The following is a 16,069-nucleotide window of genomic DNA, read 5'->3' as shown; positions in this document are numbered from 1 at the left end:
TTTAATCGTCCTGGTAATCGTCGTTGCGTCTGCTGCGGCGGTCAGATGCGGCAGAGACATATTCAAAGGCTTGGCTATAGGCGGTTGCTACCTTCCACAGCATTTCGAGCGCATCGGGGCCGTCGTCGTGGTCGGCTTCTGGGTAGTATTTAAGCTGTTCATTCAGCGTGTGCTGATTGTGATGCAGCCTTATCTGGCCTCTATTGATCAATGGCTGAAGCGATAAAATTGCCATTTCTTTATCACGGCCTTTTTCCACCCCACCATCCGGTGCTGTTGGAAAAATCACACCTTCTTTAATTGAGCGTTTAAGAAGCTCGGTATATAGAAACTCCTGAAAAGCCACCGTCTCTACCGCCCACATCAGGCAGTTATATTGTTTTTGATAGTCGATTGCATGCTCAATAATCAAGTCCGGCACGCGTCTGCGAATATCAGCCTCAATGACGTCTAGCGTCATGGTTTGCATGTTGTATCCACCGACCAGAATTGCAGAGGGATCACGCCTTTTATCTTTCTTGCCCATAGACGGGTCAATCGAACCAAAGAACAACCAATTTGAAAGTTTGTTGACCCAAAATTGAATTGTCTTAAACGGTGCGTTCTCATCATTGCCAGCCTCGTTTTGCTGCTCATGATTAAACGCTTCATGGTCAATCGCCCGCATGCACATCAGGCGGTAAAGTGGGCGCACTTCCGGCCAGCTCACAATGGCACCGGCCTCCATTTCGGCCTTGTTAGCCTCATAAAATGCCAGCGCCTCTGTCTCGGCCTCTTCTTTTTCATCAGCGGTACCGGGGCGGCTATATATTGCCTCCCAAGTGTCCCATAGGTGCATATTGTCCGGCCAACGCACGATAGACTTGAACGTGCGCATTTTCCAGCCAGGTGCATTGCCAATACGATTAATCGCTGCATCGTGGTGCAGCTCAGTACCCACCACAAAGACATCCATGCCACCCGCGGGTCCAGCCAAGCCGAGCACAGCCTTTAAAATAAAGTCTTCGGTCTTTTTACGCTGCTCCGGTGACTTTACGTTGTCATCATTCTCGGCATCGTCAATATGCACTTGATCAGGCCGGTGCGGGCCGTGTTTCATACCGCGCAGTTTTTTGCCGGTACCACCAATGCGGATTTTGATATTGTTGGCTGTGATAGCCGTAGTAGCCTGCCAGACACGGCCTTGACCAAAAGCGTCAGGAAAGTCCATTGCCAGGCGTGGGTTGGTGTCTAGCTCAGCCTTAACGCTGGCAAGCATTTCGGCTGCTTGCTCTTCGGTGTTCATAATGATGACAATCATGTGCTTGCGTGCTTTTTTTGGCAGCTTTCCAGATTTGATAAAGCGCTCAATATAAGTAGCACGGCACACAGACCACAGTGAGCCAAGTTGTGTCTCATATGTTGATTTTGCCTCGCCACGTGGGGCTTTTTCTACGTCACGTGCATCACGCGGACTATCAATACAAGCGGGTAAATGCTTGAAGATAAACTTTTGAAACAGGCTGAAATGCTCAGTCGGCACATAGTGTGGAAAGTAGGTGCGGCAGAAAAACTCATAATCAAACAAAGCCCGTTCGCGGCGCTCTAAACTTGCCGCCGGGTCAACATCAAACGCCTCGCATTCCAGCTCAATCTGCTCGCGCAGGTCTTCACCGAGCTGGGCGAGTTCGGCCTCGAACTCTTTCCAGCTCTTGATGGTTTTAATGTTTAGATCGTCGATGTCGGACATGGCTTAAACAACAGCTTCAGCCAGATATAAACGCTGTTTCAGCAGGTAGCCTTCCAGCTGCCAGATTTTTTCGCGGGCGTTTTGACGAGCAATGTTGCGGCCAATTTGCTCATCAAAGTTGGCAGGGCTTACGCATGCACTATCGCCAGTGACGGTTGCACCGTTTTTCAATTGCAGGCAGCACACTGTGAGAGTGGTGCCAGGAAACACGTGATACTGCTCACCCACAATGGTTGCATCAATATCAGCAGGTGTCAGACGTGGTGCGTTTAAGCCTTTGGCTTGAATGTCTTGCTCGGTTTGTTGCTCAGTTGCATTCATGACTTACCTTTCAAAAAATGCCGTTAACCGTAACGGCTTTGTAAAACAGCGCCGATGCCTTCCAGGTGATCCTGGAATTGAGCCAGCGCCACGCGATCATGCTTTTGAAAATACTCTGCAATGGTTTTAAGCGTATCCAGCGCCACACTCATTGCACCCAGCTTGGGATCAATGCGTGAGAGTGACTTGGTAAACTTAGCCATTGCATCGCTGATGCTGGCTAATAGCTCGACTTTATCTTGGGCGGGGATGCTTGCGTCTTCCAGCTTTTGAGCCACTACCACGGCTTGCCGCACCATAATGTCTACCAGTTGCTTAATGACATCATCAGTTGACTGGTTAGTGATGCGGTGCGCAGCGCGGGCGGTGTCCCAATCATCGCCGGTGACTTCCTTGGCTATCCGCTTCCACTCGCGGGCGGTGTCGTAGCTCACGCCGTGCATGCTGGCAGCGACGGTCAGCGGTACGCCATCCACCACAAAAGCTTTGCGCACGTTAGCGCGCGTTTCTTGACTGTGCGCCATTAGTGGGGAATCCGTTTAATGATTTCAATGGCTGCATAAGTCAGCGCAGCTGTGATGCCACTTACAGCGACACCTTGCTTGGCAGCAGCGACCTTTGCATCCTCACTTTTTTGCTCTAGCGTTCTGACGCGGCCACCAAGGCTGTCGATCTTGCCGTTTAGTCGCTCTTCCATGCTTTGCATGGCTTGTTTTTGGCTATCTTCCATGCGTTGCATGTCGTCACGGATATTGTCAAAAGCACGCATAGTGGCCTGATGCTGGCTGCGCAGCTCGCCCTTTAACTCGCCGAACCCCTCGGCAATGCGTCTCAAATCGTCTTCAACTGGCGGCATGGTTACTCCTTTAAAATAAATTGTTGTTGTTCAAGCGCCGCCCGGCATGCCGCCAGATGGTCTTTTACTTCGTTGGCGTGGATGACTTCGGCGTCGCACTCGGCTCCGATGCCGACAAGAAATTGAGCAGCCGAGTCAGATAGTTCGGCTCGTGTTTCTCCAGCAGCTTGGGGTTGATTGCTGGTGCTGACACTGCCTGCACCTTGGCAGGTGGCTGCGGGGCCGGACACGGGGACTGACAAGCGCAAAGTGCGGTTGTTAAGGCGAGCAATAATGCTGTCTTTACGTTTAAGGTTTTCATCCATCACTCCCTGATAAAAGGTTGATATTTCTACCGCCTGCGAGGCAATGCGGTTTTCAAGCACACGCAAGGCACGGTCTTTCTTTGCCAGCTCGACCTGGTTGCTGACGGTCTGCAATGCAGTTTTAACCAGCCACTTGCTGCGCTCATTTTGTTCACCAACATACATCCCGCGCCAGAAAGCAAAGCCACACCAAATGGCGATTAAAAGCCATTTAAACCATGTTGGAATCGCGTTCATACGCTGCCACCCATGACCATTTTTGCCCCCCAGCCGTAGTAGCGTGGCTGGTACACATTGAGGATGCGGCGGGGATAGTTGAGGTTTTCTCGGCAATGCAGATGGGCGCGTTTGTGTTTGCCACACATGGCGTCTATCTCGGCACGTGTTGCCAGCCTGCGGGCAGGCACTAGCAATGCCTCGCGCTGCCACCAACCGAGGCCCCCGTTATAGGCGCGCAGGGTTGCCCACATACGGTCAAAGTCGTTTAAGCCCCACACGCGGGCATACAGCCATTGGTCATACTGCACAAGGGCGCGCATAGCCCATTGTGGGTTGGTGGGCAAGCATTGATCTTTAGGGGTGCCGGTTAACTCGCACAGCCAGCTGGCAGTGGCAGGCATAAACTGCGATAAGCCCTGCGCCCCTACATGCGAGACGGCATCAGGCCGCCAGCCAGACTCTTGGTGGATTTGTGCAGCAAATACAGGGATAGGCGCATCCAGCCCCCACACCGCATGTGCTATGCGGGTAAGCTCGGCACGATGCTTGAGGGCGTTAGGTGGGATTAGCTCGGCTGCATCAATGTTTGACTGAAAAGCCGCTAATACTGCCAGCAACACCCACACGATGTAATTTGCAATAAAAACCACGAATGCTGTTGCTGCACCTGAGTCTTCAAGCAATTCAGTAAGGGATGTGCGGTATTGCATATTACGCCCCAAGGCCCATGGCAAGCATTGCGCCAAACACAATAATGGCGCGCCTAACCAAGCAGCCGATAAACACTATCTCACGATTGCCTACAAACGGCCCGCCGACAGAGAATGTGCGCAGCATGACCTGATCAGGCCGTGCATATGGGAAAAGCAGACGGTCAAGCCAAAAGCCAACCAGTGCGGCCAGCGTGACCAAGCTGAGTTTATAAAGGGTGACGGGGACTTGCTGAGGTGCAAAAAATAACACGGCCCCAAGCAAAATCAGGTTAAAGGCAATAAGTAAAAGGTGGCGCTGCATGCAGTCTCTCCCATCAGTTGATGGTGAGAGATTACGCGCGCGCGGGGGAAGTTAAGAGGCGGGAAATGTTTCGCTGGCAACCATAATGAGGTAGTGCGCGATATGGTTAAGGGAAAAGTTTCCCGTCTTTAATTGATGGATGCAATTGATAATATGACAACAGAGCGCCAGACACCCAGAGCAGCAAGATTGCCAGAGGTGCAGAGCGCTTTTTTTCGTTCTGTTTCATGGATTGGCCTTAAAATTAGCTCTCTCATATTCAGCTCTTGTTTGTGTATAGAAAATACATGCACAGTCTATTGCGCGGCATTCAATGATCTTCTCAAACTCTTTAATAGCAGCGCTTGAGTCAAAAGCTATTTGTATCGTTTTACCATTGCAGTGCTTTACTTCAACGTATGGTCGTAACTCAAGCAATTTATTCGCCTGATGCACTCGGTAAATATGATTGCGCCGCGCTATGATTTTCCTTCTTACCTTGTCAATCATGTCATCTAGTAAGTCGGCTTTAGATTGATCCCCGCCATTAGCAATATAGGTCTCATATTCTGGCCAAAACCAAGTCTTTGTAATTATCTGCTGGAGCAAAGAAGTCATGCCAGAAAATTGGGTCTGATGGGCATGCCACAATTCAGTAGCTTTGCTGTGTAAGTCATCAATTGGTAAATGCGCCCAACTTTCAATCCAATTAAACTGCTCTTTATGAGTATATGCCTCTATCGCTGTGGGTAGATTTAAATGCAAAATTCACCCTCCTATAATAGGATTAACGCATTAAAAAATTATGATTACAGTTAGGGCACTCCAATGTAGTTTTTGAAAAGAGCCAAGCACCTACGCCCCAAAATAAGAAAAAAAGAAATGGTGATATAAACCAGCCATAAACGCCGGAGATAGTTGCAATGATGAAAAATAGCAAACCAGTAAAAAATGCTTTGATGTGGCTATGCTCAACCGAAACAACGCCTACACGGCCAATATAGCCGCATTCCAAACATAATTTTTTGTCTTTATGACTGGTGCGTTTTTTTAGATTAACTAAAACATGCGCTGGCAATACGACGCACATAATTTATTCCCCCTCTTTGTAATCGCCTTTATCTTGAGCAGCTTCAAATCGCAGTGAATCATTCGCAGCTTGATATGCGCTAGGCATTTCATCAATCTTAATACCGTTAGACTCACGCAAAAATACAAGCCCATCAAGCCCTTTTTTTGCCAGCCCCTTTGTGGCCAATAACCGGCAATGCCTCAGATAGCCAAGCTCAGTAGGCGTGTGTGCAACATTTTCAGCACGTAGACCGGTGATTATGTAACCAATATCAAATCCGATTGAAGCGATAGCTGCCAAGAAATCTGCCTTTGGCAGACTCCTATCATTCTCATAGCTGCCATACGATTGGCGACTTATTCCAGCCAAAGTGTAAACGGCCTCTTGTTCAAGATGTAGCCGCTCACGCTCTTCTTTTAGGCGCATTCCAATAGACATAAAAAACTTTCCGTAAAACTGTTGACATGGAAAGATATCTTTCCATATAATGGTCGTAGATTAATACTTCAAACAGTATTAAACGATAGATAAAGGAAACCATTATGACACCAGCGAAAGTAAAAGAAAACTTGCGCAAAAAAGGCATCAGCCTGCGCCAATTTTGCACAGAAAAAAATTTGCCATACAAAACTGCTGTGGCCGTACTTAATGGCAGTAACAAAGGCCATTTTGGTAAAGCGCATGAAGTGGCTGTTGCGCTTGGTTTGAAAGAGGCGGCATAGCATGGATGAATTTATCAAGATTGTAATTTCTGCCGCGTGTGAACAAGCAGGGATCGCGGAAGAAACACTAAAACCTGATGATTTGGCTTATTTAGAAGAGGTCTTTGATTTTTCAAAGGACCTTGCTTTTAGAAGGCTTTCAAAGATTAAAAAAAATGCAGGGGTGGAAAATGGCACAAGATTTTGATATCGAAGATTTGATGGCTGAACCGCCAAAAAAACTAAAAGCGACAAAGCCGGTTGAAATTGACATTAACAAGCCTGCTTTGAGTGAGGCTTGTTTGCCTGCCATAACAGCTGACGTAGAGGTTGAAACTGAACGAGCAACCTTTGAAGCCACAGCACTTGTTAATCAGCGTATTGGCCGCAAGGCGGTAATAGATGCAGTCACAAAACTGTTAACGGTTACCGATTTGATTGATTTACAAAGGATTAAGGAAAGCAAAAGTTACAAGGGTGCGCAGGTAGTTGTGGAAGGGAAACTGGTAACGGTTACCACATGGAGCGATTTTTGTGCGCTTGTTGAAGACAAGTCGCGTGAGAGCGTTGACTTAGAAATGGCAAATCTTGATGCACTGGGACAGCCAACATTTGAAGCCTTGCGAAAAATAGGTATTGGGCCATCGACTATGCGCTCAATCAGACAATTGCCAGATGATGACAAGGCATTGATTGAGCAAGTGGCAAGCACCAGTAATAAAGATGAGGTTATTGATCTGATTGATGGGCTGGTCGCAAAACATCAAAAACAAAAGGCTGAACTCAATGAGAAGGTGGCCGCATTAGAGGCTGATCTCACACAGGCGGGTAAGCGTGCCAATAACATGGATGCAGAGATTGAGCGCCTGACGCTGACCAATGAGCGCCTTGTCAACAAACAGCGGTTAACCAGCTTTGAACCATTCACTGAAGATGTGCGGCTGGAGTGCATGCACCTGCAGGCCACCATTGAGGTTAACTTTGCCAGCCTTAACAAGCTGTTTGAATCGGTGTTTTTTGCCGAGCAATCAAGCGATGAACAAAAGCTGCGTGTTGAGCAGGTTTATATCGCCATGCAAGCGGCGCTTGCGGCTGGGGTGTCTTGGTTAAACAGCATTCACGAAATTTACGACGAAGAGCTAGCACCAAAGCGCATCCAAGCTCAGCACGTGCTCACGCCACCCGAAGCCGAACGCTGGTTGCTTGAGTTTGAGAGCCTTAAAAATGCCCACAATGCCGCTGAGGCTGCGCGCCAGATTGCGCGTGATAAAGACAAACCGCGTGGCCGTGGCCGCCCAGCAGGTAGCACGAACAAGGGCGAATAATCATGGGGGCCAAGCAAATGGTAATGCATGTGGTGCCGCCCTCTGGCGGCAAGGTGGTAGTGCCTACCGCCAATGTGCTGGCAATGCGTGCCCGCGACCCATGGCGCGAGGCCACGGCCAAAGCGCGTGAAGTCGCCATGCAACGCGAAATCATCGTCAACACCATACAAAAGATGGTGCTCGATGGCATTAGCCAAAACAATGCAGTTGGATTGCTGCTTGCGCGTCATGAGTCTGGCGGCTTGCAACAGTTTGTTGCTACAGCGATGACCAGCACCGCCAAGGCAGGCCGCAGCGCACCCACACGCTCAACCATTTGCAGCTGGTGTGCAGCCTATAAAGCCGAGGGCTTGACAGGACTGCTGCCAGACCATAAGGGCCGAGTGGTGGAATCCTCAAGTTGGTGGGGGCCTGCACTTGAGTATTACAACAGCCCAAGCAAGCCGGATATATCGGCGGTGTTCCGCAGGCTGGTTGAGGTGGACAACTTTGCGGTGACATACGACCAGGTACGCGGATACCTCAACAGCGTGCCCGCCATGCTGGGCCGAAACAGCCCTGCACGGATTGGTAAAAACCTGTATCGCCTGACCGAGAAGGCCTACATCCGCCGCTCAACTGAAAACGCGCTGGCAGGCGATGTTTACGTGGCCGACGGTTACCGCGCCGATATCTACCTGGCACACCCTGTCACTGGTGACTTATGGCGGCCTGAGCTGACCGTAAGCATGGACCTACATAGCCGCTACATCGTGGGATGGCGAGCTGATGAACACGAAGGCACGATTGCCGTGCAAAACATGTGGGCTGAGACATTTGCCCGCTGGGGCCATGTGCCACCGTTTTTATACATCGATAACGGCTCCGGCTATAAAAACAAACTCATGAGCGATGAGGCGGTGGGCTTTTACCAGCGTGCTGGTATCCAGCAGATTATCCATTCGATACCAGGCAACCCACACGGCAAGGGCTGGATCGAGCGATTCTTCCGCATCATGAAGGACGACTTTTTAAAGCTGTGGCGGCCTGAGTTTTATTGCGGGCATGACATGGCAAGCGAAGTGGCACAGCTCACTGTGCGCGAGATTAAAGCCAAGCGCCTGCAGCCGCCCACTTTGCAAGAGTTTGCCGAGGCGTTTAATGCATGGCTAGAGCGCTATCACAACCGGCAACACCCTGAAAACAAAGACGTCACCCGTGCCAGCCTGTGGGCTGAGTTGGTGCCGATTCCACCGCATGCCACCGTGCATGAACTCAAGCGCCAGGTGGCTGAGTTGACAGTCCGCCGCGCCACAGTCACCCATGGCCGTCGCAGTTATGGCCATCACAGTCTGGTGGCATTCAACGGCCAAAAAGTGCTGCTTGAGTATGACCTCATGGTCAACGAGATCGGCATTGTCCGCACGCTGGATGGTCGCTGGATATGCGATGCCAACCTGGTCGGCAGACGCGATGCGGTGGACACCAACCGGCTGGAAGAAAAACGCCAGGCCAGTGCCGAGAGCGCACTCAAACGCCTCGACAAGAAAATGCAAGAGCAGATGGCGCGGGCTGGGCGTGTCATTGATATGGATGCGATTGTGGATGCGCTCCCTGCCGAATTGATCGACGTTACACCAGAGCCAGCCAATAACACCAGTATTGAAATTGATTTGAATGACATTTAAAGGGGTAGCCATGATTGACCAAAAACTACAAATGGAAAGATACATCAGAGGTAAAACATACACTGATGAAGACGACAAAAACGTGCGCGAGATTCTGATGTTTCTCGAAGAGCGCAAAGCAGGCACTGCGACTGAAAAACGCATCAGCCAGTCTGCGCTGGCACGTATCGCACGAGTTGGCGTGAGCACGCTCAGCCAGATTTTAACCGGTGGTTATCCTGGCAGCCCCACCAAGATGCTAACGCAAGTGATGAGTGCGGTAAGGGCTAACCAGCAAGAATCCAGCAACATTATCCCTATGGTAGAAACCAGCGTGTTTAAGGTGGTGATCACCGCCTGCCGCATGGCGCGCCGTAACCGCAACTTTTCGTTGATCTCTGCTTTTGTGGGTACTGGAAAGACTTCGGCACTCAAGCACTACGCCAAAGAGAACAGCAACGTGTTTTTGATCGAGGCACGCCCGATGATGACGCCGCAGCGGCTGGTAAAAGAGATTGCCAAGAAAGTGTTTGGTGTACATGTAAAAGGCTCAGTTGATGATTTGATTGACAGGATTGTTGATGAGCTTAAAAACACAGACAGCCTGATTATTTTTGATGAGGCAGAGACTGTGACAGATAGTTTGTTACACCTGCTCCGCCGCTTTCGCGACCTTATGAATATCGGCGTAGTGATCTCCGGCACCGAATACCTGAACGACAAAATCAAACCGACAGGGGGGGAGTTTGACCAGATCAGGAGCCGCGTAGGTTTCTGGCCCCCCATCGCGCACGGCATCACTAAAGATGACGCCACAGCCTTATTGGCAGCAGGCTTCCCCGATGAAGACCTGAGCGAAGATTTTATCGAGCGCTGCTACAAATACAGCCAAGGGTCGGCACGTATGTTGGTGGAAAACCTGCTGGTAAACATCCAGACCTACCGTAAAGATCACCCGCTCTCTGTAGAGCTGGTGGACACCGTTGCGACAAAAGTGCTGTTCCTCAAATAAGGGAGATAACCATGCTTTTTACTGTGAAAGTCAAAACCAAACATCCAGACAACGGCTGCAGCAAGACGTGCAAGCTCGATGTGATCGCCGACGATTGGGCAACAGCAGGCCAAAAGGCAATCGAGTTAATCAAGCCGAATGGCCCTCACCGCCTCAGTGTGCAGAAAGCAGGCGGCAAATGAAACTTGCAGCCACTTTAACTACTGTAGGCGTGCTGGGTGTGTATTTTGGGTTGCAGGTTTTTATTAACCACCAGGAAGAGCAAGCCATGCAGGCCAGCCTGAGCAACAACATCAGCGCGGCCATTATGCAGTGCCTGCCAGAAGAGATTGACGAAGTCTGCACGATCAAACTGATTGAGGAGGACAAACGCCTCAAGCTGGTGACAGAGCGGCATGCCACCAGGCACTACGGTCAGCCGGTTAAGCAGCCCAGCGTCAAGTATGTCGTGGCGATGAGGTGAGTATGAAATTAGAGCTACAGCAAAAGAAAACTTTACTGGCGTTACGTGCTGGTCCATTAAGTCGAGAGCAGTTAGCTGAAAGATTCGGCAGGGATCACAAGGGTGCCAGTCTAGTCAAGTTAGGTCTGGCACGCATGCGCGATGAGATCACTTTTGAAATTACGGCTTTAGGCCGTGAAAACTGCCCCTCGCGGCGGATTGGCATATACGCCCAAAAGGGCCGACCAAAATCAAACAAAGAAAGGAACGAACATGCAACAAATCCCTGAAGGTTATAAACAAGATGCCAGCGGCAACTTGGTGCCACTGAGCAAAATCAAACCAATCGACCTGGCACGCGATGACCTGGTGTTGCAAATGGTTGCAGAGGCAAAACACGTCAACACGGAAATTGCGGAATTTAAGTCTGGTGTATTTGCCGACATTCTGGCCTTTGTTGATCTGAGCGCTGAGCAATACGACGTCAAGCTTGGCGGGAAAAAAGGCAATGTCACCCTGTACAGCTTTGATGGCCGCTACAAGGTGCAGTTAGCCATCAGTGAAACACTGGTGTTTGATGAGCGCCTGCAGGCTGCCAAGGCCCTGATCGATAGCTGCATCAACAGCTGGAACATGGACGACAACGCCCGCGTGTTGATCAACGATGCTTTCAGGGTAGACAAAGAAGGCAAGATCAACACAGGCCGCGTGCTGGGTTTGCACCGCCTCAACATTCAGGACGAAGCCTGGAAAAAAGCCATGCAAGCCATTGGCGACAGCGTGCAGGTGGCCGGAAGCAAACGCTACGTGCGCTTTTATGAGCGTGTAGGCGACTCAGAAAAATATGAGGCGATCCGCCTCGATATTGCGGCGGTATGATCATGGGCCAGCCTAGACCAGACATCCTCACGCAGTCCGGCATTTACTTTAACTTTCACCAGCCTGAGCCTTGGATGGTGAAGATTGAAGATATCGCCCACGGTTTAAGCCATGTGTGTCGTTTTGCAGGCCAGTGCCGCAAGTTTTACAGCGTGGCTGAGCACTCGGTATATGTGAGCCTGGTGTTGCCACCACACTTGCAATTGTATCGCCTTTTGCATGATGCCTCTGAGGCGTATGTGGGCGATGTGACTGCGCCATTAAAACGGCTACTCATGAATTACAAGCCCATTGAAGACCGTGCGCAGAGGGCTATTCTTGACCGCTTTGGCTTGCTTGACATTCCACGTCCAGAAGTCAAAGAAGCTGATTTGCGCATGCTGGCAACAGAGCAGCTGCAGCTGATGCCCGCGCATGATGATGAATGGGCACTCATTGCTGGCATTAAGCCATACAACAAAACAATCGAATGCATGCCACCTGAGCAGGCTCGCGGGTTCTTTATGCGTCGATTTGAGGAGCTGACAAATGGCGCTTTTAGCTGACCCTCGATTTTTCAATTACGTGTGCATTGCCCTGTATTTGATCAATGCCACACGGTGGGCCTTTGAGCATAAGTGGGCAGATGTGAGCTATTGGCTCTCTGCTTGCGCCATCACTGCCACGGTGACGTTTGGTTATAAGCATTAGGAGAGAAGCATGAGTTCAAATAAACGCACAGTTTTGGTGACCATTGAAAAAGAGTTAGAGATCGAGTTCACCCCGGCTGTTTTAGGCGATATGACTGAACAAGAGTATTTGGAACATTTCAGCAGATATCTTTGGCAGGTTGAATCAATGGATGATGTATTCAAATATGCAGCCGAAGTGGCAGCAAAGTTTGGAAGTGGCTTGACGCATGATGGTCTTGGTCTTGTAAGTTGCCACTACAGCAAATACCCAAGAGAGCCAGACGTCAAGTTTCGAGAAATTTCGGACGAATGTGAAGTTGAAATTATTCAACAAAAACAGCCCAGCTAGGGTGGCACCACATAACCCTAGCAAGCCGCGATATTACGCTCACCTCCGGCAGAACTGGTTGCGAGTTTGCCGCAACACAGGATAGGCGCGGTTGTCCCCCGTGAGGCTGGGACTGAGTGCATAAAAGTGTACTCAGCAGCACCCTTACAAACGACATTTAAAAGGACTTTAAAACATGAATAAACAAGATTTGATCGACGCAGTCGCCGCCAGCACCAATGAAAGCAAAACCACTGTGGCAAATGTATTGGATGCAATCACCGCTGCCACCCATGAAGCCCTGGCAAAAGGTGAAGAGGTCACCCTGCACGGTATTGGCAAGCTCAAGGTTAACTTGCGCAAGGGACGCACTGGCCGCAACCCACGCACAGGCGAAACGATTGAGATCGCGGCTAAAAAGTCAGTGGCATTTACTGCCTTTAAGCCTTTAAAAGACGCAGTTAACGCTTAAGGCCAAACCCTCATTTAGATCACTTTGCCAGCGGTGGCAAAGTGATCTGCAAGATGGTTAGGAGACCAAGATGATCCAAGCTGAAATTATCGAGTGGATTGACCCAAAAGTTAAAAAGCCAGAAGCGCTTGGCAATTCTTATCTTTGTGTATTGAGAGAGGGTAACGCGCTTGAGTGGACGCACAAACGCCCTGTCATGTGTGAATTTGGTGCAATACCAGGCAAGCCGGTATTTACCGGATTTGACGCCTGGGCATGTGAAAACGTGAATGTTGATGAGGATGTGTTGTGGTGGGCAGAGTTGCCGGAAATACCAGAATCAATTGCAGTGTGCTCGATTATTAAATAAAGGGAGTTGGTTATGACATCTAAGTGGATACCGGAAACAGACTTGCTAGCCTTACGCCGTTTGGGCAAGACCTGCGAGGAATTGGGTGAACTGGTTGCAGTGCTAGGTAGGTCGATTTGCCAAGGCATAGATGGTGTTGACCCATCAAGCGATGAATCCAATATCGAGAGAATGACCAAAGAGTCTGCCGATGTGATGGCACAGCTGCTCTGCAACTTTAAGGCTTTTGGTTTAAACCGAATGTTGATCGATCAGCGGATAGCTGATAAGTCTGAAAAGATGGCTGAGTGGGAGGCTATGTTTAATCCAGTATCTGGAAAAGAGACTTTATCAAAATTTGATGCAGCCTCTGATGCAGAACGCCTGCGGTCAGTAGGCCGAGGCATGTCATATAACGACCTATCCGAAGCCACATGGAAACATGTCATTTTGGAAATAGCTATGCGCCTTGAAACCGGTGGCTATAACCCAGCGATTGAAACAACTAAAGACAAAGCTAAGCATGACTGACCTCATCAAACACTACCGCCAGCTGCTCGGCATTGCTAAAGGCTGGGCTACAGCCAACCTAGCAGGCTGGTGCGATGACTTGCATCGCGACCTTCTGGCGCGCCATGGAGCGATTGAGATTGAGGGGCGCGTGAGTGCCAACAGCATGAACATGCCGCAGCTGGCCGCTGCGCTGGATGACTACGAGCGCCGTGGCTGGCCGCGCAGCCGTACCTTTAGTGCTAAGGGCAAACAGGCCCCGGCTAAGGTCACACCGCAGATCTCGCAGATCGTGAAGTTGTGGGGCAACCTGGACAAAGCGGGCAAGCTTAATAACCCCAGCCGCGCTGGCATGCTTGGCTTTTGTGGGCATCACGTAAAACGCGAGATCACCAAGTTGGATGATCTGACCACTGGCGAGTGCCAGAGCATTATTGAAGCGCTCAAAGCCTGGAGCCGCAGATAACCATGGCTGACTTGCACTGGCCCCCCATAGACGAAGAGGCTTTGCAGCCATTGCCGCCCGTGTTGCGCGCAATGGTCAAGGCCCTCGGCTTTGGCCGTGCCATTGTCTTTTTGCAGGAGTATGGCGGCATCCCATTCACTCTGCCAAAACTCAAAGATAACAAAATGGGCCTCATGCCCGATGAGCTGGCCCGCCTGCGCATCACACTTAAGCAGCACCTCGATGCTGATAACAGGATTGCCTTGCCAAAGGCAGATAAGTTGCTGGCCTACGTGCGCGATCAGGAGATCACAAAGCACAAGGATACCGAGAGCATTGTGCTGCAGGCGCGTAAGTATCACTTAACCACGCGACATGTGCTCAATATTCGAGGGCAGCATCGTATTGCTGAAAAGAACGCCAGCAGTTACAAACGCAACCTTTCACTCACTAAAGCAGAAATAGAGGCATTGTTGCGACTGACCTACCAGGCAGCAGCCACTGAGGGTGGTAATGTGTATGCAAACCTGGTGCATAAGCTCGACAAAGTAAATGCTCAAATTGATAGTTTTACCGGTGCTCAGTTCGATTTGTTTTAAAATAGGCACTTGTACCCGATTGAATACCTATTAAAAACCCGTTTAATTCGCGCCAAAAACGTTTAATACCTCTAGGTCAGTATCATTATGGCCTGCCTCCCCTTAAAACTCCTCTAATCGCGTTAAATACGATTCACCCCTACCATCCCTAGCGAAACATTTCCCGACTGTATCCATTTGAGTTCACTTGAGACAATGCAATTGTCGTTAAGGAGTAATCAATGGAAAGAAATCTTGGGCTAGGCATTTTGACTTTTGACGTGGCAACCAATGCCACGGACATGCAGATTTTGCCTGCCCAAGACTTTCGTGCTGACGATGGCCGCCCCGAAGACGTAGACAGCTGGAAGATTAATAGCGCGATTGCCCAAAAGCTGATCGCCAAACTGGCCGCCCGTAAAAATGACCTGCTGATTGACTACGAGCATCAATCCCTGCGTGCTGCACTCAATGGTCAGCCGGTTATTGCCGCTGGCTGGTTTAAGCAGATGGAGTGGCGCGAAGGCTCAGGCATGTGGTTGAAGCAAGTAGACCTTACCAATCGTGCCAAAGGCATGATCAGCAATAAAGAGGTGCGCTACACCTCGCCCGTTTTTGTTTACGACAAAAATACCGGTGAAATTCTCGAAATCGTTTCCGTTGCCCTGACCAATACTCCTGCTGTGGACGGCATGCAAGACATCGCCGCTCTCACAGCCAACTATTTAAACAACATCAACCCGTTGGGAGATACACACATGGATCAAAACAAAGAAGTTGCAGCACTCAGCACGCAAGTAACCAGTTTGACAGCACAAGTGGCCGCATTGACCACGGAGCGTGATCAGGCCAATAACAAGGTTACCGCCTTAACTGCAGAACGTGATGCGCTGCAAACAAAGGTTGCAGATATTGAAGCCAAAGCAAAAGCAGAAGCTGAGGCTGCCGAAAAAAAGCAACACGACGATTTGTTACAGACTGCACTGAGTGATGGCCGCTTGACGCCGAAACAAAAACCTTGGGCTGAAGGCTTAACCCTTGCTGCTTTGAACAGCTACCTGGAAACAGCGCCGGTGATTATCGGTGACAAGCTGCAGCATGACACCAAACATGAGGGTGGTGAGCAGCTCACAGCAGAAGAGTTGGCAATGTGCACAAGTATGCAGATTGACCCTAAAGAATTTTTGGCGAACAAAACCGCTAACTAATGCAGGCTGGTTAACCAGCTTTTGAATTG

27 protein-coding genes are annotated in these 16,069 nt (G+C 50.0%); 17 read left to right on the top strand and 10 right to left on the bottom strand.

All coding sequences use genetic code 11. The features are described 5' to 3' along the window. Position 1: 1 nt before the first annotated feature. The 10 genes from terL to AACH41_RS13530 form a co-directional block, all read right to left on the bottom strand. Positions 2-1,729 (bottom strand): phage terminase large subunit, encoded by a 1,728-nt coding sequence (gene terL / locus AACH41_RS13575; RefSeq protein WP_338655733.1) that lies wholly within the window; start codon positions 1,727-1,729, stop codon positions 2-4. A gap of 3 nt (positions 1,730-1,732) precedes the next feature. Further along, complete coding sequence (locus AACH41_RS13570; protein ID WP_338655731.1) at positions 1,733-2,050, bottom strand: Gp49 family protein; 318 nt, start codon at positions 2,048-2,050, stop codon at positions 1,733-1,735. A gap of 23 nt (positions 2,051-2,073) precedes the next feature. Beyond that, on the bottom strand, positions 2,074-2,574 hold the full coding sequence (locus AACH41_RS13565; protein ID WP_338655730.1) for a DUF1804 family protein: 501 nt from the start codon (positions 2,572-2,574) through the stop codon (positions 2,074-2,076). Next, positions 2,574-2,906, bottom strand: a complete 333-nt coding sequence (locus AACH41_RS13560; RefSeq protein ID WP_338655729.1) for a hypothetical protein — start codon at positions 2,904-2,906, stop codon at positions 2,574-2,576. The genes AACH41_RS13565 and AACH41_RS13560 overlap by 1 nt, the downstream gene beginning before the upstream one ends. 2 nt (positions 2,907-2,908) lie before the next feature. After that, complete coding sequence (locus AACH41_RS13555; protein ID WP_338655727.1) at positions 2,909-3,448, bottom strand: hypothetical protein; 540 nt, start codon at positions 3,446-3,448, stop codon at positions 2,909-2,911. Continuing rightward, the gene (locus AACH41_RS13550) at positions 3,445-4,140 is read right to left on the bottom strand and encodes a transglycosylase SLT domain-containing protein (protein ID WP_338655726.1); all 696 of its coding nucleotides are present in this window, start codon (positions 4,138-4,140) and stop codon (positions 3,445-3,447) included. The genes AACH41_RS13555 and AACH41_RS13550 overlap by 4 nt, the downstream gene beginning before the upstream one ends. Position 4,141: 1 nt before the next feature. Beyond that, positions 4,142-4,444, bottom strand: a complete 303-nt coding sequence (locus AACH41_RS13545) for a putative holin (RefSeq protein WP_338655724.1) — start codon at positions 4,442-4,444, stop codon at positions 4,142-4,144. A 225-nt stretch (positions 4,445-4,669) separates the two neighbouring features. Continuing rightward, positions 4,670-5,188, bottom strand: a complete 519-nt coding sequence (locus tag AACH41_RS13540; protein WP_338655722.1) for a hypothetical protein — start codon at positions 5,186-5,188, stop codon at positions 4,670-4,672. Between the two features lie 22 nt (positions 5,189-5,210). Further along, positions 5,211-5,513, bottom strand: a complete 303-nt coding sequence (locus AACH41_RS13535; RefSeq protein ID WP_338655721.1) for a hypothetical protein — start codon at positions 5,511-5,513, stop codon at positions 5,211-5,213. Between the two features lie 3 nt (positions 5,514-5,516). Next, positions 5,517-5,933 carry a helix-turn-helix transcriptional regulator gene (locus tag AACH41_RS13530; protein WP_338655720.1) on the bottom strand — a complete coding sequence of 139 codons (417 nt, stop codon included), beginning with the start codon at positions 5,931-5,933 and terminating at the stop codon, positions 5,517-5,519. Between the two features lie 104 nt (positions 5,934-6,037). Here AACH41_RS13530 and AACH41_RS13525 point away from each other — a divergent pair, with 104 nt between their 5' ends. The 17 genes from AACH41_RS13525 (at position 6,038) to AACH41_RS13445 (ending at position 16,040) form a co-directional block, all read left to right on the top strand. Further along, entirely contained in the window at positions 6,038-6,217 is a 180-nt protein-coding gene (locus tag AACH41_RS13525) for a DNA-binding protein (RefSeq protein ID WP_338655718.1), read from the top strand. A 1-nt stretch (position 6,218) separates the two neighbouring features. Then, positions 6,219-6,404: a hypothetical protein gene (locus AACH41_RS13520; protein ID WP_338655716.1), complete on the top strand. Its 186-nt coding sequence runs from the start codon at positions 6,219-6,221 to the stop codon at positions 6,402-6,404. Continuing rightward, complete coding sequence (locus tag AACH41_RS13515; RefSeq protein WP_338655715.1) at positions 6,388-7,521, top strand: hypothetical protein; 1,134 nt, start codon at positions 6,388-6,390, stop codon at positions 7,519-7,521. Before AACH41_RS13520 ends, AACH41_RS13515 begins: the two co-directional genes overlap by 17 nt. 2 nt (positions 7,522-7,523) lie before the next feature. Continuing rightward, positions 7,524-9,188, top strand: a complete 1,665-nt coding sequence (locus AACH41_RS13510) for a transposase domain-containing protein (RefSeq protein WP_338655713.1) — start codon at positions 7,524-7,526, stop codon at positions 9,186-9,188. Positions 9,189-9,198: 10 nt separating this feature from the next. Further along, positions 9,199-10,179, top strand: a complete 981-nt coding sequence (locus AACH41_RS13505; protein WP_338655712.1) for an AAA family ATPase — start codon at positions 9,199-9,201, stop codon at positions 10,177-10,179. Positions 10,180-10,190: 11 nt separating this feature from the next. Further along, a complete protein-coding gene (locus tag AACH41_RS13500; RefSeq protein WP_338655711.1) occupies positions 10,191-10,361 on the top strand; it encodes a hypothetical protein in 171 nt (56 codons plus the stop codon). Further along, positions 10,358-10,642 carry a hypothetical protein gene (locus tag AACH41_RS13495; RefSeq protein ID WP_338655710.1) on the top strand — a complete coding sequence of 95 codons (285 nt, stop codon included), beginning with the start codon at positions 10,358-10,360 and terminating at the stop codon, positions 10,640-10,642. The genes AACH41_RS13500 and AACH41_RS13495 overlap by 4 nt, the downstream gene beginning before the upstream one ends. A 2-nt stretch (positions 10,643-10,644) precedes the next feature. Then, on the top strand, positions 10,645-10,911 hold the full coding sequence (locus tag AACH41_RS13490) for a hypothetical protein (protein ID WP_338655708.1): 267 nt from the start codon (positions 10,645-10,647) through the stop codon (positions 10,909-10,911). Further along, on the top strand, positions 10,895-11,500 hold the full coding sequence (locus tag AACH41_RS13485) for a DUF3164 family protein (RefSeq protein WP_338655707.1): 606 nt from the start codon (positions 10,895-10,897) through the stop codon (positions 11,498-11,500). The genes AACH41_RS13490 and AACH41_RS13485 overlap by 17 nt, the downstream gene beginning before the upstream one ends. Positions 11,501-11,502: 2 nt before the next feature. Next, positions 11,503-12,045 carry a metal-dependent phosphohydrolase gene (locus AACH41_RS13480; RefSeq protein WP_338655706.1) on the top strand — a complete coding sequence of 181 codons (543 nt, stop codon included), beginning with the start codon at positions 11,503-11,505 and terminating at the stop codon, positions 12,043-12,045. A 154-nt stretch (positions 12,046-12,199) separates the two neighbouring features. Beyond that, positions 12,200-12,520, top strand: a complete 321-nt coding sequence (locus tag AACH41_RS13475; RefSeq protein ID WP_338655705.1) for a hypothetical protein — start codon at positions 12,200-12,202, stop codon at positions 12,518-12,520. A 175-nt stretch (positions 12,521-12,695) separates the two neighbouring features. After that, positions 12,696-12,971, top strand: coding sequence for an HU family DNA-binding protein (locus tag AACH41_RS13470; RefSeq protein ID WP_338655704.1), 276 nt, complete (start codon positions 12,696-12,698; stop codon positions 12,969-12,971). 70 nt (positions 12,972-13,041) lie between these two features. Beyond that, positions 13,042-13,320: a hypothetical protein gene (locus tag AACH41_RS13465; RefSeq protein ID WP_338655702.1), complete on the top strand. Its 279-nt coding sequence runs from the start codon at positions 13,042-13,044 to the stop codon at positions 13,318-13,320. Positions 13,321-13,332: 12 nt separating this feature from the next. Next, entirely contained in the window at positions 13,333-13,830 is a 498-nt protein-coding gene (locus AACH41_RS13460) for a hypothetical protein (protein WP_338655700.1), read from the top strand. After that, a complete protein-coding gene (locus AACH41_RS13455) occupies positions 13,823-14,275 on the top strand; it encodes a regulatory protein GemA (protein WP_338655697.1) in 453 nt (150 codons plus the stop codon). The genes AACH41_RS13460 and AACH41_RS13455 overlap by 8 nt, the downstream gene beginning before the upstream one ends. Positions 14,276-14,277: 2 nt before the next feature. Then, the gene (locus tag AACH41_RS13450; protein WP_338655695.1) at positions 14,278-14,853 is read left to right on the top strand and encodes a hypothetical protein; all 576 of its coding nucleotides are present in this window, start codon (positions 14,278-14,280) and stop codon (positions 14,851-14,853) included. A 221-nt stretch (positions 14,854-15,074) separates the two neighbouring features. Continuing rightward, on the top strand, positions 15,075-16,040 hold the full coding sequence (locus tag AACH41_RS13445) for a phage protease (RefSeq protein ID WP_338655693.1): 966 nt from the start codon (positions 15,075-15,077) through the stop codon (positions 16,038-16,040). The last annotated feature ends 29 nt before the right edge of the window (positions 16,041-16,069 follow it).

This window comes from Methylophilus sp. DW102, from assembly GCF_037076555.1.
Taxonomy (GTDB): domain Bacteria; phylum Pseudomonadota; class Gammaproteobacteria; order Burkholderiales; family Methylophilaceae; genus Methylophilus; species Methylophilus glucosoxydans.
This window is presented reverse-complemented; position numbering and strand designations above follow the sequence as displayed.